The sequence below is a fragment of the Streptomyces qinglanensis genome (assembly GCF_900111245.1).
GTDB lineage: Bacteria > Actinomycetota > Actinomycetes > Streptomycetales > Streptomycetaceae > Streptomyces > Streptomyces qinglanensis.
This window is the reverse complement of record NZ_FOGO01000004.1, coordinates 537,348-557,710: the sequence shown is the minus strand read 5'-3', so window position 1 is coordinate 557,710 and position 20,363 is coordinate 537,348. Positions and strand designations below refer to the sequence as shown.

The 20,363-nt window shown below is 72.3% G+C and carries 21 protein-coding genes and 1 pseudogene; 4 read left to right on the top strand and 18 right to left on the bottom strand.

Annotated features, from left to right (window positions below; all coding sequences use genetic code 11):
- Positions 1 to 107: 107 nt before the first annotated feature.
- From BMX65_RS12305 to BMX65_RS12280, 5 genes and pseudogenes are all read right to left on the bottom strand, one after another.
- Positions 108 to 338: pseudogene (locus tag BMX65_RS12305) on the bottom strand (hydrolase); the annotation flags it as partial.
- A 70-nt stretch (positions 339 to 408) separates the two neighbouring features.
- Complete coding sequence (locus BMX65_RS12300) at positions 409 to 1,134, bottom strand: dienelactone hydrolase family protein (RefSeq protein ID WP_075000230.1); 726 nt, start codon at positions 1,132 to 1,134, stop codon at positions 409 to 411.
- A 253-nt stretch (positions 1,135 to 1,387) separates the two neighbouring features.
- A complete protein-coding gene (locus BMX65_RS12290) occupies positions 1,388 to 2,392 on the bottom strand; it encodes a MerR family transcriptional regulator (RefSeq protein WP_075000229.1) in 1,005 nt (334 codons plus the stop codon).
- Positions 2,386 to 3,066 (bottom strand): HEAT repeat domain-containing protein, encoded by a 681-nt coding sequence (locus tag BMX65_RS12285; protein WP_075000228.1) that lies wholly within the window; start codon positions 3,064 to 3,066, stop codon positions 2,386 to 2,388. The genes BMX65_RS12290 and BMX65_RS12285 overlap by 7 nt, the downstream gene beginning before the upstream one ends.
- 98 nt (positions 3,067 to 3,164) lie before the next feature.
- Positions 3,165 to 3,857, bottom strand: coding sequence for a GntR family transcriptional regulator (locus tag BMX65_RS12280; protein ID WP_075000227.1), 693 nt, complete (start codon positions 3,855 to 3,857; stop codon positions 3,165 to 3,167).
- 155 nt (positions 3,858 to 4,012) lie between these two features.
- On the opposite strand from BMX65_RS12280, the gene BMX65_RS12275 reads away from it, so the two are divergent.
- Both BMX65_RS12275 and BMX65_RS12270 read left to right on the top strand, forming a co-directional pair.
- Entirely contained in the window at positions 4,013 to 4,546 is a 534-nt protein-coding gene (locus tag BMX65_RS12275) for a YbhB/YbcL family Raf kinase inhibitor-like protein (RefSeq protein WP_075000226.1), read from the top strand.
- A gap of 8 nt (positions 4,547 to 4,554) precedes the next feature.
- Complete coding sequence (locus BMX65_RS12270) at positions 4,555 to 5,253, top strand: iron-dependent transcriptional repressor DtxR (RefSeq protein WP_075000225.1); 699 nt, start codon at positions 4,555 to 4,557, stop codon at positions 5,251 to 5,253.
- Positions 5,254 to 5,404: 151 nt separating this feature from the next.
- Here the strand turns inward: BMX65_RS12270 and BMX65_RS12265 are convergent, their stop codons facing one another.
- The 3 genes from BMX65_RS12265 to BMX65_RS12255 all read right to left on the bottom strand — a co-directional run bounded on the left by BMX65_RS12265 (position 5,405) and on the right by BMX65_RS12255 (position 8,702).
- On the bottom strand, positions 5,405 to 6,055 hold the full coding sequence (locus BMX65_RS12265; protein ID WP_075000224.1) for a class I SAM-dependent methyltransferase: 651 nt from the start codon (positions 6,053 to 6,055) through the stop codon (positions 5,405 to 5,407).
- A 222-nt stretch (positions 6,056 to 6,277) separates the two neighbouring features.
- Complete coding sequence (locus tag BMX65_RS12260; RefSeq protein ID WP_075000223.1) at positions 6,278 to 7,264, bottom strand: helix-turn-helix transcriptional regulator; 987 nt, start codon at positions 7,262 to 7,264, stop codon at positions 6,278 to 6,280.
- A gap of 229 nt (positions 7,265 to 7,493) precedes the next feature.
- Positions 7,494 to 8,702 carry a S1 family peptidase gene (locus tag BMX65_RS12255; RefSeq protein ID WP_075000222.1) on the bottom strand — a complete coding sequence of 403 codons (1,209 nt, stop codon included), beginning with the start codon at positions 8,700 to 8,702 and terminating at the stop codon, positions 7,494 to 7,496.
- Positions 8,703 to 9,185: 483 nt separating this feature from the next.
- Between BMX65_RS12255 and BMX65_RS12250 the strand changes: the two genes are divergently transcribed.
- Entirely contained in the window at positions 9,186 to 10,217 is a 1,032-nt protein-coding gene (locus tag BMX65_RS12250; protein WP_079171841.1) for a hypothetical protein, read from the top strand.
- Positions 10,218 to 10,502: 285 nt separating this feature from the next.
- Here BMX65_RS12250 and BMX65_RS12245 read toward each other — a convergent pair whose 3' ends face one another.
- From BMX65_RS12245 to BMX65_RS12210, 9 genes are all read right to left on the bottom strand, one after another.
- Positions 10,503 to 10,724, bottom strand: coding sequence for a hypothetical protein (locus BMX65_RS12245; protein WP_143081839.1), 222 nt, complete (start codon positions 10,722 to 10,724; stop codon positions 10,503 to 10,505).
- 10 nt (positions 10,725 to 10,734) lie between these two features.
- Positions 10,735 to 10,941 carry a hypothetical protein gene (locus tag BMX65_RS12240; protein ID WP_075000220.1) on the bottom strand — a complete coding sequence of 69 codons (207 nt, stop codon included), beginning with the start codon at positions 10,939 to 10,941 and terminating at the stop codon, positions 10,735 to 10,737.
- A gap of 148 nt (positions 10,942 to 11,089) precedes the next feature.
- Positions 11,090 to 11,698: a DUF5947 family protein gene (locus BMX65_RS12235; RefSeq protein WP_075000219.1), complete on the bottom strand. Its 609-nt coding sequence runs from the start codon at positions 11,696 to 11,698 to the stop codon at positions 11,090 to 11,092.
- Positions 11,695 to 12,240 (bottom strand): NifU family protein, encoded by a 546-nt coding sequence (locus tag BMX65_RS12230; protein ID WP_075000218.1) that lies wholly within the window; start codon positions 12,238 to 12,240, stop codon positions 11,695 to 11,697. Before BMX65_RS12230 ends, BMX65_RS12235 begins: the two co-directional genes overlap by 4 nt.
- Positions 12,233 to 14,047 (bottom strand): nickel-dependent hydrogenase large subunit, encoded by a 1,815-nt coding sequence (locus BMX65_RS12225; RefSeq protein WP_019354007.1) that lies wholly within the window; start codon positions 14,045 to 14,047, stop codon positions 12,233 to 12,235. Before BMX65_RS12225 ends, BMX65_RS12230 begins: the two co-directional genes overlap by 8 nt.
- A gap of 63 nt (positions 14,048 to 14,110) precedes the next feature.
- The gene (locus tag BMX65_RS12220; protein ID WP_075000217.1) at positions 14,111 to 15,196 is read right to left on the bottom strand and encodes an NADH-quinone oxidoreductase subunit B family protein; all 1,086 of its coding nucleotides are present in this window, start codon (positions 15,194 to 15,196) and stop codon (positions 14,111 to 14,113) included.
- Positions 15,193 to 15,348 carry a hypothetical protein gene (locus BMX65_RS32835; protein WP_162637654.1) on the bottom strand — a complete coding sequence of 52 codons (156 nt, stop codon included), beginning with the start codon at positions 15,346 to 15,348 and terminating at the stop codon, positions 15,193 to 15,195. The genes BMX65_RS12220 and BMX65_RS32835 overlap by 4 nt, the downstream gene beginning before the upstream one ends.
- Positions 15,345 to 17,093 (bottom strand): hypothetical protein, encoded by a 1,749-nt coding sequence (locus tag BMX65_RS12215; protein ID WP_177214246.1) that lies wholly within the window; start codon positions 17,091 to 17,093, stop codon positions 15,345 to 15,347. Before BMX65_RS12215 ends, BMX65_RS32835 begins: the two co-directional genes overlap by 4 nt.
- A gap of 172 nt (positions 17,094 to 17,265) precedes the next feature.
- Positions 17,266 to 18,201, bottom strand: a complete 936-nt coding sequence (locus BMX65_RS12210) for a Rieske (2Fe-2S) protein (RefSeq protein ID WP_075000216.1) — start codon at positions 18,199 to 18,201, stop codon at positions 17,266 to 17,268.
- Between the two features lie 737 nt (positions 18,202 to 18,938).
- Between BMX65_RS12210 and BMX65_RS12205 the strand changes: the two genes are divergently transcribed.
- The gene (locus tag BMX65_RS12205; RefSeq protein ID WP_075000215.1) at positions 18,939 to 19,295 is read left to right on the top strand and encodes a hypothetical protein; all 357 of its coding nucleotides are present in this window, start codon (positions 18,939 to 18,941) and stop codon (positions 19,293 to 19,295) included.
- Between the two features lie 87 nt (positions 19,296 to 19,382).
- On the opposite strand, the gene BMX65_RS12200 is transcribed toward BMX65_RS12205, so the two are convergent.
- A complete protein-coding gene (locus BMX65_RS12200; protein ID WP_075000214.1) occupies positions 19,383 to 20,216 on the bottom strand; it encodes an SAM-dependent methyltransferase in 834 nt (277 codons plus the stop codon).
- Between the last annotated feature and the right edge of the window lie 147 nt (positions 20,217 to 20,363).

Here is a 20,363-nt window from a genome sequence, read left to right as displayed (position 1 = left end):
CGTCGGTCGATCCGGTCGGGGCATCGACACCGGAATCAGCGAGCGTCACCTCGAAGTGGCGCTCACCGGAATCCGGCGCACCGGCGGGAGCCGGTGCGCCGGTCGCCTCAGGCGGCGCTGCCCTCGCGCCCGGCGAGGAGCTGCATCTCCCAGGCGAAGGCCACACCGCTGGCACCGCCGTGCTGCTGCTGGATCTCGGCGGCGCCCGGCACGGTCTCCTCACGCGCCCAGTCGCGCTGCCACTCGCCCAGGACGGCCATCCAGGTGATCGGCACCACGCCCGCCTGGATCATGCGCCGCACCGCCATGTCGTGGGCCTCCTTCGAGACACCACCCGCGCCCCGGACGCCCCGGAACGGGACGGAGACGACGACGGCGGGCGGGAGTGAGTGTCAGGAGCCGATCGGATCAATCCGTGACGGGCAGGCACTCGGCGAGCAGGTCGACGATGTCCCGCCAGGCTCGCTGTGCGTGCCGTGGGTGGTAGCCGACGCCGGGGACCGTGGGGTGGTCGACCGGTGGGTGGTGGAAGGCGTGCAGGGCTCCTCCGTAGACCACCAGGCGCCAGTCGACGCCCGCGGCCTGCATCTCCGCGGTGAACGCCTCCCGTTGCGCGGGCGGCATGATCGGGTCCTCCGAACCGACCCCGGCCCATACCGGGCAGCGAATGCGTGCCGCCTCGCCCGGCCGGCCCGTGGTCAGTCCGTTGACTGTCCCGATCGCGCGCAGATCGACGCCATCGCGACCGAGTTCCAGTGCGACCGCGCCCCCGGTGCCGTAGCCGACGGCGGCGATCCGGTCCGGGTCGGCCCGTGACTCGGCACGCAACACATCGAGCGCGGCGTGACCGATTCCGCGCATGCGGTCGGGATCGGCCAGCAGGGGCATGCAGCGGGCCAACATGTCCTCCGGGTCTTCCAGACAGCGTCCGCCGTGGAGGTCGAAGGCCAGCGCCACGTACCCCGACTCGGCCAGAGCCTCGGCCCGTCGGCGCTCGACATCGCTGAGCCCCATCCCCTCGGGTCCGATCAGGACTGCGGGCCGGCGCTCGGCACCGGCCGGGAGCGCCAGGTATCCGCTCATCGTCAGGTCGTCGGCCGGGTATTCGACCGTACGGGTTGTCACCGTCGTCATACGACTGGAGCGTAATGACCATTGCGCCCGCTCGGGGTGGTGTTCACCGATGGCAGACAGTGTCAGCCGCGGCGCCATCCGTACCGCCGTCGCCGGCCTCCTGCCCGAGCACGTCGCCGCCGCCGAACCCGTTCCGGCCCCGGAGTTGCCGGTCACCCTCGGCATGCCGGGCCGTGACGACCGACAGGAGCATCGTCGGCCGAAGCGGGGCCTCGTCCGGCTCCCGGCCTCCGGGGCTCCCGGAAGTGCGCCCTCAGCGCGCCTCGCGGAGGTGCAGAAGATACCCGGCGGTCAGCGCCACCGCCCGGTCCTCGTCGTGGGACAGCTCCTCGAGGGCGCGGGATGCCGTCGTCCCCGGAATGCCCGCCAGGGCTTGGGTCAGGCGTCCCCGTGCGTCCGCTGGGACCGCGTCGTGGGTGAGGCGGTCGACGAGCCCGGCCGCGATCCGGTCCGCCGTGGTGGTGTCGCCTGCCAGCTCGCTCAGCGCGTCGGCTGCATCGGTGTCGTTCGTTCCCGCCACGACCATGTCGACGAGCGTGGGCACCGCTTCGGCCGCCCCGCGCGGTCCGAGCGCCAGGGCCGCGTACCCGCGGACTCCGGGGTCGGGGTCCGTGAGAGCGTCCCGCAGGTGCGCGGTCGCCGCACCACCGGGCAGTTCGGCGAGGGCTTGAACGGCACGCCTGCGCACTCCGGCCACCGGTGAGCCGAGACCGTCGGCCAGCAGCGCCGGCCCTCCGTCGCCCGAGTGCGCCAGCGCCCATCGAAGGGCGCCCGCGACGTTCGGGTCCGTCTCGTGCAGCACGGCCTCGACCAGGGCTTCCACCGCCACCGGAAGCCCGTCGGCCGAGGAGAGGGCCGCGCGCTGGCGGTCGTCGGCGTGCTGGGATCCCAGCGCCCGGAGGAGTGCGACGCCCCGGAGGACGCCCTCCCAGTCGGTGGGGTCCGCGGCGTCGATCCGGCGCAGCCGCGTGAGCAGTTCGGTCTCGGCCGCGATGCGGTCGTGCGTCCGGCGGATGAGGTCGGCGACGAGGGCCGAGGGCGTGAACCCCGGGTCGTCGAGCGCGCGCCCGACCTCGCGCAGCGACAGGCCGAGCGACCGCAGGCTCTCGATGTGGAAGATGCGTCGGACGTCCTGCGCCGAGTACTCCCGATAGCCGGATCCCGTACGGCCCGACGGCCGCACGAGGCCGAGCGATTCGTAGTGCCGGAGCATGCGGGCACTCACCCCGGAACGGTCGGCCACCTCACCGATCAGCATGGTTCTCGCCCCTCTCCAGGGCCCCCGGCCAGGGCCACGACGCGCTTGGCCTCCTCGATCGCGGGCCCGAACCCGGCGTCCGGATCGTGCAGCAGCCGCTGGGTGGCGAGGGCGTGCGCGCGCACGCCCGGGTCGTCCGCCCGCGTCGCCTCCTCCAGGGCCGACGCGCTCACTTCGCCCAGCGCGACCAGCGCCTGGCTGAGACTGAGCCGCATCTCCCGCTCACCGCGCCCGAGTTGCCTCACCAGTACCGCGGCCAGGGAGGACTCCACGCCTTCCGGCACGAGCACGACCGCGGCCCGCCAGGCGCTTCGCGCCACCTCGTCGTCCGCATCGGACAGCAGCGCCGGTGTGATCGCCGGCCACGCCTGCCGGTCTCCGATCTTGGACAGTGTGTGCAGTGCCTGACTGCGTGCCTGGGCACGCTCCGAGCGGAGTTCCCGGAGCAGCCCGGGGAGCGTGAGGGACGCCGGGTGGCGGGTGAGCGCCCAGGTCAGCATGTCGCGGACGAAGAACTCGGGCTCGATCGCGCAGCGTTCGACGAGCGTGTCGACGAAGCGCGGGTCGGGTGCCGTTCCGGCGGCCAGCGCCGTGCGCAGTCGCACCGACGAGCGGCTGTCCTCCAGTCCCCGGAGCACTCGTACCGCGTCCGCGTCCTGCCTCACCGTGGTCATCGGACCACCTCCTCGGGAAGCAGTGAAGACCTTGTCACCGTGTCAAGGGCAAGCTGGACCGGCGGCGCGGCCGGTGCGGCGCGAGGGGCGGGCTGCCCTCACGGAGTCGAGGTCGCGGGATCGACCAGCGCGTTCGCGGTCCGGGTGAGGTGCTGGACGAGGAGTTCGGCCGCGGTGTCGGCGTCCCGGGCGAGGGCGGCTTCTTCCAGCCGGCGGTGCTCCAAGGGGCCGTCCCGGTCGGGTCGGCGGTGTGCCGACCACCGGCGGGCCAGCTCGCTCGCGGTCCACATCCGGTCGAACGTCTCCAGGAGCACGGGGTTGCCGCAGCCTTCCAGCAGGGTGCGGTGGAAGACGCGATGGGCTTCGGCCCACGCGCTGCTGTAGTGAGCGCCCTCGTCGGGAACGTGCACCGGGGTGCGGGCCAGGCGGTGATGGGCGGCACGCACCCGGACCTCCCAGTCGAGGTCGCCACGCTCGACGGACATCCGGAGCATGACCGGCTCGACGGCCCGGCGCGCCTCGACGATCTCCTGCCAGCGCCGGTCGGAGAAGGTCGGGACGGCGAAGCCCCGGTTGGGCAGCCGGTCCGCCAGGCCCTCGCCCACCATGCGCACGAGCGCCTCCCGTACGACGACCAGGCTGACGCCCTGGGCCTTGGCGAGGTCCTGCGGTTTGAGGGCGTCACCAGGGGCATGGTCGCCGCGCATGATCGCGTCGCGCAGGTGGACGTAGACCTGCTCGGAAAGCATCCGCTTCCCCGACGGGTCCGGGCTGTCAGGCGTGGCAGTCATGGCGCCAGTGTAGGCGACACAGTCGATAATCGATTATCTGTGTTACGGTCGATTATGCGAGGTCAGCGAAACCGCCGACGGCGGGTCCCGTCGGCCCCGCAACAGAACCGAGCGTGCGCCACCACAGCTCCGACACCGCTGGAAGGAACACCACGATGACCAACGACGCCCCCTTCGCCGGCCTGCCCGAAGCCCCTTGCTTCACCGTGGTCAGCACGACCGTCACCGACGGCGGCGCCTGGCCCGCCGAGCAGCATGCCTCCGCCCTCCCCGGCGGCAAGGACATCTCCCCGCAGCTCTCCTGGAGCGGCGCCCCGGAGGAGACCAGGAGCTACGCCGTCACCGTCTACGACCCTGACGCCCCCACGGGGTCCGGGTTCTGGCACTGGGCGGTCGCGGACATCCCCGCCACCGTCACCGAGTTGCCCGAAGGCGCCGGTGGCGACAGCGGCTCGGGCCTGCCCGAGGGCGCCTTCCAACTGCCCAACGACATGCGCACGGCCCGCTTCGTCGGCGCCGCACCACCGGCCGGGCACGGCCCGCACCGCTACCTGATCGTGGTACACGCCCTCGACGTCGCCTCCATCGGCGTCCCGGCCGACGCCACCCCCGCCGTCCTCGGCTTCACCATGGCCGGTCACATCCTCGGCCGCGCGGTGCTGACCGTCACCGCCGAGACACCCGCCTGACGAACCGCGTGTCCCACCTCATCGACACCACCGAGATGTATCTGCGCACCGTTCTGGAGCTCCAGGAGGAAGGAGTCGCCCCGCTCCGCGCCCGCATCGCCGAGCGTCTGGAGCACAGCGGCCCGACGGTCAGCCAGACGGTCGCCCGGATGGAGCGGGACGGCCTGCTGCGCCTCGCCGCCGACCGACACCTCGAACTCAGTGCCGAGGGCCGCGCAACTGCCACGCGTGTCATGCGCAAGCACCGACTCACGGAGTGCCTGCTCTTCGACATGATCGACCTGGAGTGGGAGCAGATCCACGCCGAAGCGTGCCGCTGGGAGCACGTGATGAGCGAGGCCGTCGAACGCCGCCTCTTGGGGCTCCTGCGGCATCCGACGCACTCGCCGTACGGCAACCCGATCCCCGGCCTGTCCGAACTCGGCGCGGAGGGCACGGCGGAACCGTTCCTCGACGGCACCCTCGTCAGCCTGGGCGACCTGCAGCCCGAGCGGGGCGGCGTGAGCACGACCCTGCGCCGCATCGGGGAGTCGGCGCAGAACGACTCCCGGCTGATGCACACCCTGCGGCTCGCGGGAATCCGGCCCGGAGCGGTGGTGAGCGTGACAGCTTCGCGCGGCGGTGTCACCGTCGGCAGCGGCCGGGCCACCACCCGGATTTCGGCATCGAGCGCCAAGTGCATCTTCGTGACCAGGCCCGGGCCGTGACCGGGCCCGGGCCGTGACCGGGCCCGAGCCGTGACCGGGTTCCGTCAGGGCCCTGGAGCCGCCACGGGCATCCGGCCGCGCAGAGCGGGCCGAGCCCGGTACGAAGTCGCCGACCACCTCCCAGGACCCGGCGTCAGGTGCGCACGGACGCTCACCCGCGTAGGGCGGTGTGCCGCCCGCGGCGGGCCAGCACATGGGCGTCGAGGAAGCCCCGTTCGGAGGCCGGGTCGTGGAGCAGCCGGGCGAACGTGACGAACCCGGCCCGGTCCAGCAGTGCCGCGAACCGGTCCGCCGGCCAACTGTAGGCGGGCGTGACCTTGTGGTCGAAGCGGATCGGCTCGGGCCCGTCGGTGGCGAAGAACGAGGCCAGGAGCAGGCCCCCTGGCTCGAGGACGCGTGCCTGCTCGGCGAGGAGCGCGGGCAGTTCTCCGGGCGGGGTGTGGATCATCGAGTAGTGGGCCAGTACGCCGCCGAGCGCGCCGTCCGCGACCGGCAGGGCCTCCATCCGCGCCTCGTCGAACCGCAGCGACGGATGGGCCCGCCGGGCGTGGTCGACCATGGCCGGGGACAGGTCGAGCCCGAGGGCGTCCAGTCCCAGGTCGTCGAGCATGGCCGTGAGATGTCCGGGCCCGCATCCGACGTCGGCGGCCCGCGGGTTGCCCGTTGCGCGCACGAACTCGGCGAAGGTGCCGATCATGTTCCGCGCGAAGGGCTGCGTCTCCAACCGGTCGGCGAACAGCGAGGCGTAGAGTTCGACGACCCCGTCATAGGCCGCCCTGGTCTGGTCCTGGTGTGCTGCCACGGGGAGGAAGTCAATCACCCCCCGTCCGCGGCCCCTCCCCCGCCACCGGCCTCCCGGGTCCGAGGCCCGTCTCCACGGACGCTCGCGGCAATCACGGTTCTCGGGCGCACCCCGGCGGGAAGAAGCCGCTCTGACGAGGGGGGCGTACATGGCGCCTCGGCCCGCCCTCCCGCGCTCGGGCGGTCTCTCGGGGCTGCCGACGGTGACGCGGGAGGCGGCCGGTCAGTCGATCCAGCCCCTGCGGACGGCGTGCAGCGCCAGTTGGAAGCGAGTGGTGGCACCGGCACGTGAGCTGAGGTCGGCCAGGTGGCGGGAGAGGGTGCGGCGGCTGATCCCCAGCAGTTCGGCCATCGTCTCATCCGTGAGGCCGCTGCTCAGCAGCTCCAGGATGCGCCGCTGGAGGGGCCTGAGTACTCGGGGTACACGTTCGCCGAAGTGCAGCGGGAGCGCAGCCTGCCAGGCGGTCTCGAACAGTCCGACCAGTGCGGACAACAGGCTGGAGGGCCGGACGACGAGCAGTGAATCGTCAGCCTCTGTGCCGGCGGAGGACATCGACACCTGCGCCTCCCGGCCGTCGAAGACTGCCAGTTTGACCGGCACGCCAGAGGCTACTCGGGCCTGTTCCCCGGCGCTGATGCACGGCATGACGTTGCCCGCGTAGTAGGCCGTGTTCTGTACGGCGGACTTGGCGTAGACAGCGCGGTACACCACGCCGCGGGCAAGGTTGTCGATCTCCAGCGGATTGGGGCCGCCTCCGGTGTGGTAGGGCGGCGAGTCCAGCCGCAGCACCTCGTGTTCCACGGCAGCCTCCACTTGGTGGATCCGCTCCTTGATGCGGTCTCCGGTCACCACCTCCACCAGGTCCTCGGTGGCAGGCGGATGCACGGTACGGCGGAAGGCACGGTAGGCGTGGGCGGCGGCCAGCCGGGCGTCCTGCAGTTCGGCGGACCGGACGGTCAGGAGCCGTTCCAGGGCCCAGGTGGGTTCGAGCGGGACCACTCCGGGGCGGCTGTCGCCGGAGCCGGCCAGCAGGCCAAGGCCGATGAGCCGTTCGGCGACAGCCTGTACGAGCGCCGGGTCGCGGTCCAGGCGGGAGGCCAGATGTTCCAGTGTGCAGGGGCCGGCGGCGAGGGCGGCACGGTAGAGGGCCTCCTCCTCCGCGTCCAGCCCGAGTCGCCGCAGATGAGCGGCGAGTGCCTCGTCGGGCATCCGGCTCTCCCTCTGTCCGGTCGGCAGCGGTTCGCGCCGGGCACCGGTCGCCGCACGGCCGTTCCATCGGCGGCATCGTGTTCCAGCACGTCGGCCATTCTGCCTCGCCGTAACCGCAGTACGGCCAGTCGTGCGCCGGAGCGCGAAGCGGTGTGCCCGGAGCCGCACTGGCTTCCGGGCACACCGCCGGAGGGAAGGCCGCCGCGGGGCAGCGGGGTCAGCCGGGTGGTCAGCGGGTGGTGAGGTCCAAGCCGTAGTACGACAGGGCGTCGTCCAGCGGCTGGAAGTACGAGTGGCCCTCGTCGTACACCCCGCCGCAGGTCTGGCCGATCGGGCCGCCGGAGGTCATGCCCTGGGCCTGGTCGCCGGAGATGTAGGCACCGCCGCTGTCGCCGCCCTCGGTGCAGACCGTGGAACTGCCCAGTCCGGTCACCACGGTGTCCGGACCGCCGTTGCGGTCGGTGTAGGTGACGCTCACGTCATAGCCCTCGACCGAGCCGCAGGTCCAGCCGGTGGTGGAGCCGGATTTGCACAGGTCCGCGCCGACGGGGGCCCGGTTGCTGCCCCGGACGGCGACGTTGCCGGTACTGCCCCAGGTGCCGACGGTCGGGGTGATGTCCCAGCCGGAGTCCACCCGGGCGACGCCCATGTCCACGCTGTGCTCCCCGACGTGGAAGCGGCCGGTGGTGCCCTTGGCGAACCGTGACCCGTCGAAGTAGAGGCCCGGGAGTTTCTCGATGCAGTGGCCGGCCGTCACGAGGTACTCGGTGCCGGAGGAACTGGTGGCACCGAAGCCGACGGAGCACCAGGAGCCTGGGTTGTTGTTCAGGTTCATCCGGCTGCCGGGGTACACGTCCCGCTGCACCGCGAGGCGTTCGGTGTCCTTCTCGACCCGCACGGCCTTGCCGTACTTGCGTGCGGCGGACAGGAAGGTGCGGGTCGCTGCGTCGCGGTCGGCGTCGGCCACCTTCACCACGACGGAGTCGGAGCTCAGGTCGGCGGACCAGGAGACGACGCCGGAGGGCGTCTTGCGCTTGGCACGGGCGTCCAGTTCGTCGGTGATCTTCTCCAGTGCGCGGGCGCCGCGTTCGGGCACCCGGGCGCTGAGTCCGGCGTGGCGGGCGCGCTTGGCATCGGACCGGCCGGTGACGTTGAGGGTGAGTCTGCCGTCTGTGAAGTAGGCCCCGTCGGTCTCGACCCCGTCTCGTCTCAGCCGGTCCAGCCGCTGCTGCTGCGTGTGCTGGTCGTCCAGGCGCTGTACGGCCGCGTGCTTGCTGATGCCGAGCGAGTCGGCGAGGGCCTCGACCATGGCGGGTTCGTACGTGTTGCCGGAGCCGGTGGGGGCGGGCTGCGCTTGGGCGAGCCCTGTGGAAGCCATGACGGCTGCTATCGACGTGGCGGCGAGCAGACAGTTCCGTATGCGGCGCATGCTGCGCATTCGGGGGGTTCCTTCCGCATGGGGGTGGCTGGAGCGCGCAGCGGCGGGAATTGCCGGACATTGGTGGGGAAATGCCGTACGGCGCCGTTTCCGGGCAGAGGTCGTCCGCCGCGGGTGGGGATTCCGGCCGCTGCGCAGTTCGAGACTGGCGGGCCCCTCACTTTGCCGACAAGAGCCCGGCGGACACCGCCTGTTAAGTCGACGGTGCGCTTCTCTTAATGACCCGCCCGCGGCACACCCGAACACTGGGTGCCATGCACACGCACCGGACCGAGCCCGGGGAACGGGCGGGTTTCGGCTGAGCCGGCCCCGGACCGCGCCCGATTCCGCCAATGGCGCATCCGGGACACCCGTCGCGCCGTATTCCCGGTAGAACGGCTCCGGCACGGCGGACTCCGCAATGCCCGCCGCGCCGCACCGGGTTGCGGGCACGAGCTGGGACGGGCCCGGAATATTGGTCCGGACTTTCGCGAGGAGAAACGCATGACGACCACCCGGCCGGCGCGTTCACAGAATGTGGAGAATCCCCGCGGAGAGAGAGGGAAGGGTGCGGGGGAAAGCACCGCCGGCCGACCGGGGAGCGCACCGGAACGCCGCGCCTTCGCGGCGGAACTCCGCGCGGCCCTGGTGCAACGGGGCCTGCCGCTGGAGCGGGTGTGCAGCCGACTGGCGGCCCGCGGTATCCGCCTCTCCCCCGCGACACTGAGCTATTGGCAGCGCGGCCGCACGGTCCCCGAACGGTACAACTCGCTGCGGGCCGTGGCGGAACTGGAGGACATTCTGCGGCTGCCGGGCGGCACACTCAGCGAGCTGCTGCCACCGCAGCGCCCGCGGGGCGGAGCCCGCGACGGCGCCGCGGGAGGCGGGGCCGCCCGTCAGCCGCTGTTCGGCGCCGGGTCCTGGCAGGAGCGGGCGCTGGGCACGGACCTCAGCCGTCTCAACGAGAACTTGACGGTCGTCTCGACCCGGGAGGTGCTGCATCTCGACGACCGGGGGCGGTTGAGCCACCTGAGCGTCAGTCACCTGGTGCGGGCCCGGGAGAACGGGGCCTGCCGCATGGTGAACCTGCACTGCCTCGACAATCCGGGAGCCTCGCGGGTGCACCTGGACCCCGTGTGCGGACGGACGGAGCGGCTGCACCTCCATCCGGAGAGCGGGAGTGTGCTGATCGCGACCGGCTTCGGGCGCGATCTGCTGCGCGGGGAGACCGCGCTGGTCGAGTACCGGCTGCGCCCGGAGGACGGAGTACTGCCCGCCGGCCGGCACGAGCATGGGGTCAACAGCCCGCACCGGGCGTATCTCCTGCAGGTGTTCTTCCATCCCGCGCGCGTGCCGACGGTGTGCCAGACCACCTTCCGCCAGGACGCGGACGCGGAGCCGAAGGGGCTCCGGCGGCTGCGGCTGGATGTCTCGCACAGTGCCCATCTCCACCGGAGCCGCTGCGAACGGGGACTGCACGGCCTGGCCTGGACATGGCCGAAGGACCTCATGGCCGGACGGCCGGCCGCAGCCTGAGAGGAAGGCCGGCAGCCGGTCCCGGTCGTGGTCGGTGATCTTCCAGGGCGCGGGGGAACGTCCGGTTTCCGACCCCGGGCGGGGACCTGCCCTGACATCGTCGTCCTGATTGCCAGGTCCACTTCAGATGGCGGAAGGGGCGGGCACCGAGGTGGCCCGCCCCTTCGGTTCGCGCTCCGGTGCGCCCCTTCGGGGACCGGAACCGGTACCTGGAGCGGGCCACCGCGGCGGCCCGCTCACCGCGCGGGCCCGCTCACCCGGCGGCCCGCTCACCCGCCGGCCCGCTCACTGCGGCGGCCGGGCTCCGGAAGTGAAGCCGATCATGCGCCAGATCCGGACCTCGCGCACCAGACCCGGGAACTCGCGGACCAGCATCGCCAGGACGACGGCGCCGAGGACCGCGACCTGGCCGAGGAGTACCCGCTTGGCCGCGCACGGGCCGGAGCGGGACCGCCGGCCGCGCGCGGAGGCGCACCGTGGTGTCGGGGACATGGGACGTCGCTGCATGTGCCGCTCCTCAGCCGGGCGAGATGTTGGGCATGATCTTCATGATGGCGTTGTGCTTCTTCCCCTGGATGCCGGTGGACCGCCTCGCATCCGCGGTGCCGTCCTCGTGGTGGCCCGGCTGGCATCCGCCGGGGCCTTCGTTGCCCTGGCGGATGCCCCGGACGTGGGTGGGGGTGTCGGGTTCGACCTGCGGTTGTCCGACGCGGATACGGCCCATGGTGTCCTCCTTGCCTCCGTGGTGTCCGGTCCCGGGTGGTGCCGGTCCCGGACGGTCCGGTCCCGGGCCTTTGGTCCCGGGGGCATCCGGCCCGGCTGTCCGGGTCGTCGCCGCCGTGCGCGGGCCGGGCCCTCGGTGTGTCGCGCGGTCACCCCCGCTGTTCGGTCAGCTCGGCGAAGAACCGGTCGATCTCGGGCCACACCCGGCTGCCACCGCTCAGGCCGTGCCACTCCCGCCGGACGACGGCCACCATCCGGTAGCAGTCGTCGATCGGGACGATCCAGTGCTGCTCCCGGCCCTGCACGGTGTTGACGAGCAGCGCCTCCACCTCGGCTGCCAGGGTTTCCAGCTCGGGGCAGCTTGCGACGGCCCCGCGCCACGCCTCGGGGTCGAGCTCCCACCGGGTCGCCCCCGCGGGACTGGGATAGTGCGCGCGTACGCTCCCGTCCGTGCGGGGGACGAAGAAGGCCAGCCCGACCGGGACGCCGAGCGCCGCGGTCGGAACCGGCTCCAGCCGGGTGCGCCGGTGCGGGATCAGCCGGTAGTGCCCCTCGCTGGCGGCTTCCCGGACGAAGAGCACCGAGCACGGCCGGCAGGCGCACAGCACCTGCTCCCCGGCGGTGTCCAGCAGGTGCCGATGGTCGCCGGGGGCGGGGGCGCCGCACAGGTCGCAGCGCTCCGCGTCCGGGCGGACGGCGGGCCCGGTGGCCGGGTCCGCCGCGTCGCGGATGACGCGGGCGAGCGCTCCGGAGGTCATGCCGTCCCCGTGGCGGGTGCGGCGGCGGGCAGCAGGGTCTCCAGCGGTACGAATGCGGATGCCGGTTCGTCCGGTACCCGGCGGACGTCCAGGAGTTCGGGCGCGGCGGCCAGCAACGCGTCGCGCACGGCTTCCTCGACGCCGGACGCGGAGCCGCCGCACCCCTTGGTGGTGAGCCGGACTGCGGCGACGCCCTCGTCGATGCCCACCAGTTCGAGGGTGGTGCCGCGGCGGCGCAGTGCTTCCGCGGCATGGTCGACGGCGGCGGCGACGCGCTGTTCGACGGGGTCGGGATGGAGCCGGTGCAGCACCAGGAGGTGGTCGAGGAGCTGGTCGCCGGTCAGCCGCTCGGCCAGTTCGGGATCGGCGAGGTCGCGGACCCGGGCCAGCGCCTCGCCGTAGATCTCGGTGAGTCCGCGCACGGCGGCGAGGGCGGCGTCGGCGGCCGGCCCGGCGACCGTCTCCACGCGTTCGAGGAGTTCGTCCAGGTGAGCCAACCGCTGTTCGACGTCGTCGTCGGTCAGCCGGAGGGTGTCAGCCATGGCCGGCTCCGGTCCCGTTGCCCGCGCCGAACATCGGCGAGTGCGTCTGCTGGAGTTCCTTGCCCTTGCCCAGGTACATGTGGACGCCGCAGGGCAGGCAGGGGTCGAAGCTGCGGACGGTGCGCATGATGTCGATGCCCTTGAAGTCGTCCGGGCCGTTCTCCTCGAAGACCGGCTGGCCCTGCACCGCGTCCTCGTAGGGGCCGGGGTTGCCGTAGATGTCCCGGGGGCTGGCGTTCCAGGGGGTGGGCGGATAGGGGTGGTAGTTGGCGATCTTCTTGTCCTTGATCACCAGGTGGTGCGAGAGGACGCCGCGCACCGCCTCGTGGAATCCGCAGCCGATCCCCTCCTCCGGCAGCTCGTAGTCGTTGAAGATCTTGGTGTCCCCGGCCCGCACCAGGTCCATCGCCTGCTCCGCGAACTGCAGGGCCATGGCGGCCGAGTAGGCGACGAAGTAGGGGCGGGCCCGGTCGCGCTCGAGGGTGTTGGACCACTTCGGGATCTCCCACTCGAACGTCATCTCGGGCAGCTTCTCGCTCTTGGGCAGCGAGATGCGCACGCTGCGCCCGGTCGCCTTGATGTACGGCGTCTCCACGAGCCCGTTGAGCGCCGTGGACCAGAGCCTGGCCAGCGGACCGCCGCCGGTGTCCAGCGGCAGGTGCTGTCCGCTGGCGCTGTCGTACCAGCGAGGGCTCATCACCCAGCTGTAGTTGCCCTCGAAGTCGCGCTTCTGGGGCGCGGGGACGGTCGTCTGGTTCCACGGGTGACGCATGTCGACGGGGTTGCCGAGCGGGTCGCGGGTGACGAACGGCTCCTCGTTGACCCAGTCCTCGTAGTACGAGCTGCCGAGCAGGATCCGCATGCCCAGGTTGATGTCGACGAGGTTGTTGGTGACCAGTTCCCCGTCGACGATGATGCCGGGGGTGACGAACATCTTCTTGCCCCAGGCGTTCATGTTCTCGTAGCGGTAGTCGCATGCCTGGTGGTCCTGCCAGGCGCCCCAGCAGCCGAGCATGATCCGGCGCCGGCCCACTTCCTCGTAGCCGGGCAGCGCCTCGTAGAAGAAGTCGAAGACGTCGTCGTTCATGCAGACCGACTTCTTGACGAAGTCGAGGGTGCGCATCAGGCGGGAGAGGTAGTCGGTGAAGGTGGTGGGCGAGGGCATCGTCCCCACCCCGCCCGGATACAGCGTGGAGGGGTGCACATGGCGCCCCTCCATGAGGCAGAACATCTCCCGGGTGATCCGGCTGACCTGCAGCGCCTCCTTGTACACGGCGCCTTCGAAGGGGTTGAAGGCGCGCATGAGGTCGGCGATGGTGCGGTAGCCGTGCACGTGGGCATGGGGGGCCTCGGTCCGCTCGGCCTTGGCCAGCACGCCGGGGTTGGTGGCCTTGACCATGGCCTCGCAGAAGTCCACGAAGACCAGGTTGTCCTGGAAGATGGTGTGGTCGAAGAGGTACTCAGCGGCCTCGCCGAGGTTGGTGATGTGCTCGGCCAGCGGCGGAGGCTTGACCCCGTAGGCCATCTGCTGCGCGTAGTTGGAGCAGGTGGTGTGGTTGTCGCCGCAGATGCCGCAGATGCGGCTGGTGATGAATCCGGCGTCCCGCGGGTCCTTGCCCCGCATGAACACGGAGTAGCCCCGGAACAGTGACGAGGTGCTGCGGCACTCGGTCACCTCGCGGTTGGCGAAGTCGATCTTCGTGTAGATGCCGAGGTTGCCGATGATCCGGGTGATCGGGTCCCAGGACATGTCCACGACCTGCGGGGTCTTGCGCCCCGCGGTGGCCCGGTCAGCGGTTGCCGTCATATCAGTCCTTACCTGGTCACCGGGCCGGGGCCCGTCGCGGTCTGTCTGCTGCCGTGCAGGGGGTCAGGAGCGCCAGTGCGGGTCGTACCCGCTGGTCAGCGCCGGTTCGTTGTGGCGCCACTTGGGCTCCTGGTTCACGGCGAAGTTGGTGATGCCGCGCATCCGCCGGATGAACGCGCCGTAGGGCCGGATCAGGGTCGCGGAGAGGCTGCCGCCGGTGGGTTCGTCCATGAACGGCATGAAGGCGTCGGGGAAGCCCGGCATGGTGCAGCCGATGCAGATGCCGCCCACGTTCGGGCAGCCGCCGATCCCCGCCATCCAGCCGCGCTTGGGGACGTTGCAGTTCACCACCGGGCCCCAGCAGCCCACCTTGACCTGGCACTTGGGCGAGTTGTAGTCCTTGGCGAAGTCGCCCTGCTCGTAGTACGCGGCCCGGTCGCAGCCCTCGTGCACGGTCCTGCCGAACAGCCACTGGGGCCGCAGCTTGTCGTCCAGCGGAGGCGGCGGCGCGGCCCCGGCCGCGTGGTAGAGCACCCAGGTCAGGGTCTCCATGAAGTTCTCCGGCTGGACGGGGCAGCCGGGCACGTTCACGATCGGCAGCCCGGCCTGCGAGGTGTAGTCCCAGCCCAGGTAGTCGGCCAGTCCCATGGAGCCGGTGGGGTTGCCCGCCATCGCATGGATGCCGCCGTAGGTGGCGCAGGTGCCGATCGCCACCACGGCCCAGGCGTGCGGGGTGAGGTGGTCGAGCCACCAGTTGAGGGTGAGCGGCTCGCCGGTGTCCTCGTCGTTGCCGAACGAGGTCCAGTAGCCGTCGCCCTCGATGATGTTCTGGTTGGGGATCGATCCCTCGATGACGAGGATGAACGGGTTCCGCGACGCGCCGCGTGCCGCAGCGCGGAAGGGGGCGAGGAACTCCTCGCCGCCGAGGGTGGGCGAGAGCACCTTGTTGTAGAGGTTGATCTTGGGAAGCCCGGGAATGAGGCCCTGGACGACGTCCTCGATGGCGGGCTGGTCCGCCGCCGTCATCGACACCGTGTCGCCGTCGCAGCTCATGCCCTCCGAGATCCACAGAATGTCGATCTCACCGATGCCGCCGCGCCCGTCGGCGGAGTGCTCGCTCGTGTGCCTGGTGCCGCTCGCTGTGGTCATCTCCTCGGCCTCCCTTGCAACCGGTCCCGCATGCGGTCGTGGACGGTGGCCGCCGACGGCGGCCCGGGGCGTACGGACCCGGTGGCGCGGTGGCCGCCGGAGAGCCGGTCAGCGCCCGCGTGGTCGTGCTCGGGCACGTGGACGGGGTTCATCCGGCCTCTCCTCCCGGCGGCGACCCGGTCGGGGGCCGCACCTCCCGGTGGCCGTCGGCCAGTGGCCGGACCTCGTCCGGACGGAAGTAGTGGTAGCGGCCGTACCAGTCGTGCAGTTCCGCGGCCGGATCGTCGTCCAGCGTGACGGCGAGGTGCATGCTGCCGTCCACGTCGTGGAAGACGCCCGCGACGTGTGCCGTGCGGTCCACCAGGAACATGTCGTGCGCGTCGGCTCCCCGGCGGCGCGGGCGCAGCCGGACCCGGTGCCCGCTCCGCACCGGCACGCCGTCGACCAGCACACTGTCCGTGGTCGGCGACACGCCCTCGTCCCCGCCCTCCTGCCACCAGGGCACCGGCCCGGGAGGCGCCGCGGGTACGGCGGGGGCTGCCGGTGCGGCGGGTACTGCGGCGGGCTCCAGGGAGCGGATCGCGCCGTGCAGCCCCGCGAGGACCTCTTCGGGCATGCTCTCGACCTGGTCGAGGATGGCGGCGGCGCGCGGGTCGGTGGCCCGCGCCTCCCGCTTCTCCTCGTCGGTCAGCAGGAAGGTGCGCAGCGAGAGGATCTCGTCGATCTCCGCGGCGTCGTGCAGGTCGCCGGGGCTCTCCGGGGCGATCCGGGGATGGTCGTCGAGCAGGATCGGCGAGGAGAACAGCACCGACCGCACGCGCTCGTCCCCGGCGAGCACCGGGAAGGTGAACTCGTTGCGGCAGTCGGCGGCGTGGGGCCGGGCCCGGGCGGGCGGGTCGATGAGGGAGTGGAATTCCAGGCCGTCGCCGCCGAGCAGGGTGTGAGTGGCGAGCAGGGCGCTGCGCAGCGCCTCCTCGCGCGGCGCGGAGGCGGGGACGCTGCTGTCGGTGTTCTCGGTGCGGACGGTCAGCCGCAGTGGGCCGGCCGGGCCGCCGAGCCGTTCGGCCCGCAGGGTGGTGCGGGCCCGTACCGGAAGGCGGCGGCGTTCGGTGCGGGCCGCCGGACCGGTGCGGATGGCGAGTCGGGCCGTGTCCGTGCCACCGGGAGCGCCGACCGGGTAGGAGCGCTGACCGGCCAGCAGGTCGGCGACGGGCACTTCGATGTCGGCCTCGCGCGGTACCGCCTCTTCGAAGGAGAGGTGCAGTTCGCCGTCCACGTCCAGGGCTTCGACCGGCTCCCAGGCGCCGTCCGCGCCGGTGCGCCGCTGCACGCTCTTGTACTGGGCCTGGAGGTAGCGCACCCGGACACGGAGGACCGCGTCGGGCGCCGCGTCGCAGAGGCAGTGGGTCTGCTGGTACCAGGACTCGGCGGCTCCGGAGACGCCGGGCTGCCCACTGCCGTGCACCTCGGCCCAGGCACGCGGGGCGAGGACGCCGAACTGCCAGCGCACCCGGTTCTTCGGGGAGCTGCGGCGGTACGGATAGAGCAGGTATCCCTCGTAGCAGATGGCGTCCGCGACGGCGCGTACCTGCGCGAAGCCGTCACCGGAGCCGTCTCCCGAGCCTTCGCGGCAACCCGCTGCGCTGTCTTCGCCGGGGTCGCCGGGGTCCGCCGAGCGGCCCTCGCCGGAGGCGTCCCGGTCGGCGTCCGCACCCGCGGGCGGGTAGACGTCCGCGGCCGCGGACGAGCCGGCGTCCGGGTGCGCGGCCGACACCGCGGCCGCGTCCGTGTCTGGGGACGGCGTAGGAGCACCGCACGTCGTCTGCGCCGGATCGTCCACCCTTGCGCCTCCCGGTCCATCGGCGCCCGCGGCGCCCTTGCCCACACCGACGTCCATATTTGCACCATTTATTCTGCTTGGCGCATTTTGCTGCTCCCGGTGTGGCGTGCGAGGCATCCGGACGGCCACCGGGGTACGGCCATCGAGGCACGTACGGGCCGCGCCATCTCGTCCGTCGCGTCACCCGCACGGGGGCGGGCTTCCCGAGGCAGGGCAGGGAGGAAGGGAGTCACGGCTGCCGGAGGCGCACTTCCAGCACCCCGTCGTCCCCCACCCGCGTCTCGAATCCGGGCTGGGGCGCGGTGGCCGGGCCGCCGACGTTCCAGCCGTCGGAGAGCCGGAAGGTACTGCCGTGCCACGGGCAGGTCACGCACCCGTCGGCCACCGTTCCCTCGGACAGTGGTCCGGACTCGTGGCTGCACCGATTGGCCAGCACCCGCACCGCGCCGGAGTGCTCGCGGTGCACCAGCAACTCGACCTCACCCAGCGAGGCGCTCGCCGACTGTCCGACGGGGAAGGCGTCCACCTTCCCCACCCGGTGCCAGCCCGGCCCCACCAGGTAGGGCACCGGTTCGGCCTTGTTGGCTCCCGCCGCCTGCCGGTAGGCCAGGTGGCCGCCGATCATGGCGCCGGTACCGGCAGCGGTCAGCCCGCCGAAGCCCAGCAGTCGCCCCTTGCACTCCCGGCCGCGCAGCCGCGCCGCGAGCGAGGCCGTGTACAGGCCCAGGGCCGCGCTGGTGGCCAGCCCATGCACCAGGCCGGTGCGGAGCTGCGGCTGATGCAACCGGGCCCAGTCGGCGGCCCCCGTGGCCGCGGCCGGGAGCGCGGTGAGCACCCCGACGCCGACCAGCACCCGGGCGGCGCGGCGGGTGCCGGGCAGCAGGTCCAGCAGTCCGGCCGACATCCACGCGCCCATCGGAAGCTGCACCAGCGCCGGGTGCAGCGGATGTCCCAGCCACCGGCCGTGCAGCACGTCCCGTGTCCGGCTGCTCAGCGGCAGCTTCCGGACGGCAGCCCGGAGCGGGCCGACCGCCGGATCGAGGACGCGGAGCCTGCCCAGCGCGTCGAGCGGCGCGGCGAGGGGCGGCCGCCCCGGACCGTTCTCGATCGCGCGGAGCAGGCGCGGGCGCTGTCGGGTTCCCTTGCTGAACACGTCGGACGACATACCGCTCCGGTTGCCGCCCGCGCCTGCGCGCAAAACGGTCCGCGCCGTGCACCACCCGGTCGGCCGCCGGTCCGGCACCGTCCGGTCGCCCCTCGCCGGTGGACCGCCGACCGACCCGTGGGCGACCGTCGCCGATACCGAGCCCGCGGCCGGTGTCCGGCACCGACCGCACAGCCGGAATCCGGCACCGGTTGCACGGCCGGTCAGCGCGGCCGGTCAGCACGGCCGGTCAGCACGGCCGGTCAGCACGGCCGGGATCCGGCACCGACGGAGCACTCACCGGCGCCCGTCGAGGCTCGGCGAGCGCGGACAGGGCGCGGCGGCATGCACGCGGCGGGGGCAGACGCCGGCGAGGCGTATGCGACCGGGAGCGGCGCGGGGGCCGTGCGCAGGAGCAGGCGCGGCCGCCGGGCGGGCTCCGCCGGGACCAGGTGCGGACGGTCGGCGGTTGCGGAGGCCGCGGGTGCGGACGGCCGCGGGTGCGGGCGTTCGCGATCCCGAAGCCCGCGGCATCCTCCGGCCAGGCACCCGGCGGCGGCTCGCCCGCCCTCAGGGAGGAGCCGTCCGGCCGTCGACCGGCCCGGCTCCCCGAGGACGGCTCAACTGGCGTGCGGGAGGCTCCGGTTCATCCCGGAGGCCGCCCGCGCAGCACGGTGTGCCTGCCGCACGCGGAAGCACCGCGCACCAATTCGGCTGTCTCGCTGACGGGCCCATCCCCCCTCGCTACTGTGAACGGCATGGACCACAGGGACGCCGACCCCGCTGATGCCTGGCCGCTCCCTCCCGTGTGGATGTGGGGGTGCGAGAAGTGCACCGATCTGTACAAGGCGATGAAGCACGCCCTCGACGTGACCAACGCGGCGCGCGAGGAGTACGGGCCGACATTCGACTGCGACCCGTTCGACACCGTTCTCACCAGTCAGATCCGCCTCGCGGAGCACCTGGCGACCGAGCACACGGACGACATCCCCGCCTCGTACCCGGAGTGCGCCAAGTGCACCTCCCCGGAGATGGTTCACCTGCCGCACCGCTTCGTGCTGGAGCACCGCGCCCGCCATCTGTTCGCGCCGCCGAGCGTCGTCGACCTGCTGTGAGGTCCGGTCCGGGAGCGGATGCCCGCTCCCGGACGTGCGGAGACCGCTCCGGCGGTCCGGCCGGAGCGCGCCCGCGCGGCACCGCTCCTACTCCGTCGGCTTGAGCCCCACCGCCGCCCAGCAGCCGACCTCCTCGGGGGTGATCGACCCCGCCGGGCGCCGGATGCCGTCCTGCCGGTCGACCAGCTCCGGGTGCCAGTCGCAGGTGGCCACGATGCCCGGCTCGACGAGCGAGAAGCCGTTCGCGGAGAAGAACTCGCGTACCCCTTCCCGGTCGCGGAACCGCAGGGTGATGCCTTGCGCCCGGTAGATCTCCAGCACCTTGCGGAGGGAGACGTCGAGTTCGTCGGTGCCGTGCGAGACGATCAGGGCACTGCCGGGAGCGAGCCTGTCCACGAGGGTGCGGACGATCCCCTGCGGGTCGTCCTCGTCGGCGATGAAGTGGAGCAGGGCGACGAGCGAGAGGGCGACCGGCTGGTCGAAGTCCAGCGTGCCGTTCGCGTGGTCGAGGATGCGCTTGGGGTCACGCGCATCGGCTTCGATGTAGTCCGTGGCCCCCTCGGGCGTGCCGCTCATCAGGGCACGGGCATAGGTGAGGACGATGGGGTCGTTGTCGGCGTAGACGACGCGGCACGCCGGGTCCTCCTGCTGGGCGACCTGGTGCAGGTTGGGGGCGCTGGGGATGCCGGTGCCGATGTCGAGGAACTGCCGGATGCCCTGTTCGCGCGCCAGATAGCGGACGGCACGGTGCATGAACTCGCGGTTCTCGCGAGCCGCCGTCAAGGTGTTCGGGAACGCGGCCACCGACTGCGCCGCGGCCTCCCGGTCCGGACCGTAGTTGGTCTTGCCCCCGAGGAAATAGTCGTACATCCGGGCCGAATGGGCCTTGGCTCCGGTCGTCTCGGGCATCTGGTGGCTCATGCGCGGCGGCTCCAGGACAGGGGTGTGGTGGCGGACATCGGCCTGCTGACGGGCGGCTCGGTCGGACAACTACTGTCGTACAGAAGGGGTTTGAAATCCAGAGAGCCTCCATGACGAGGTGATCACGGGAAGACCGCCGAAGGTCTC

What these genes read in the sequence shown, in the direction of transcription:
- BMX65_RS12300 (WP_075000230.1), bottom strand. Translation starts at nt 1,134, where the DNA reads ATGACGACGGTGACAACCCGTACGGTCGAATACCCGGCCGACGACCTG.
- BMX65_RS12290 (WP_075000229.1), bottom strand. Translation starts at nt 2,392, where the DNA reads ATGCTGATCGGTGAGGTGGCCGACCGTTCCGGGGTGAGTGCCCGCATG.
- BMX65_RS12285 (WP_075000228.1), bottom strand. Translation starts at nt 3,066, where the DNA reads ATGACCACGGTGAGGCAGGACGCGGACGCGGTACGAGTGCTCCGGGGA.
- BMX65_RS12280 (WP_075000227.1), bottom strand. Translation starts at nt 3,857, where the DNA reads ATGACTGCCACGCCTGACAGCCCGGACCCGTCGGGGAAGCGGATGCTT.
- BMX65_RS12275 (WP_075000226.1), top strand. Translation starts at nt 4,013, where the DNA reads ATGACCAACGACGCCCCCTTCGCCGGCCTGCCCGAAGCCCCTTGCTTC.
- BMX65_RS12260 (WP_075000223.1), bottom strand. Translation starts at nt 7,264, where the DNA reads ATGCCCGACGAGGCACTCGCCGCTCATCTGCGGCGACTCGGGCTGGAC.
- BMX65_RS12255 (WP_075000222.1), bottom strand. Translation starts at nt 8,702, where the DNA reads ATGCGCAGCATGCGCCGCATACGGAACTGTCTGCTCGCCGCCACGTCG.
- BMX65_RS12250 (WP_079171841.1), top strand. Translation starts at nt 9,186, where the DNA reads ATGACGACCACCCGGCCGGCGCGTTCACAGAATGTGGAGAATCCCCGC.
- BMX65_RS12245 (WP_143081839.1), bottom strand. Translation starts at nt 10,724, where the DNA reads ATGCAGCGACGTCCCATGTCCCCGACACCACGGTGCGCCTCCGCGCGC.
- BMX65_RS12240 (WP_075000220.1), bottom strand. Translation starts at nt 10,941, where the DNA reads ATGGGCCGTATCCGCGTCGGACAACCGCAGGTCGAACCCGACACCCCC.
- BMX65_RS12235 (WP_075000219.1), bottom strand. Translation starts at nt 11,698, where the DNA reads ATGACCTCCGGAGCGCTCGCCCGCGTCATCCGCGACGCGGCGGACCCG.
- BMX65_RS12230 (WP_075000218.1), bottom strand. Translation starts at nt 12,240, where the DNA reads ATGGCTGACACCCTCCGGCTGACCGACGACGACGTCGAACAGCGGTTG.
- BMX65_RS12225 (WP_019354007.1), bottom strand. Translation starts at nt 14,047, where the DNA reads ATGACGGCAACCGCTGACCGGGCCACCGCGGGGCGCAAGACCCCGCAG.
- BMX65_RS12220 (WP_075000217.1), bottom strand. Translation starts at nt 15,196, where the DNA reads ATGACCACAGCGAGCGGCACCAGGCACACGAGCGAGCACTCCGCCGAC.
- BMX65_RS32835 (WP_162637654.1), bottom strand. Translation starts at nt 15,348, where the DNA reads ATGAACCCCGTCCACGTGCCCGAGCACGACCACGCGGGCGCTGACCGG.
- BMX65_RS12215 (WP_177214246.1), bottom strand. Translation starts at nt 17,093, where the DNA reads ATGGACGTCGGTGTGGGCAAGGGCGCCGCGGGCGCCGATGGACCGGGA.
- BMX65_RS12210 (WP_075000216.1), bottom strand. Translation starts at nt 18,201, where the DNA reads ATGTCGTCCGACGTGTTCAGCAAGGGAACCCGACAGCGCCCGCGCCTG.
- BMX65_RS12205 (WP_075000215.1), top strand. Translation starts at nt 18,939, where the DNA reads ATGGACCACAGGGACGCCGACCCCGCTGATGCCTGGCCGCTCCCTCCC.
- BMX65_RS12200 (WP_075000214.1), bottom strand. Translation starts at nt 20,216, where the DNA reads ATGAGCCACCAGATGCCCGAGACGACCGGAGCCAAGGCCCATTCGGCC.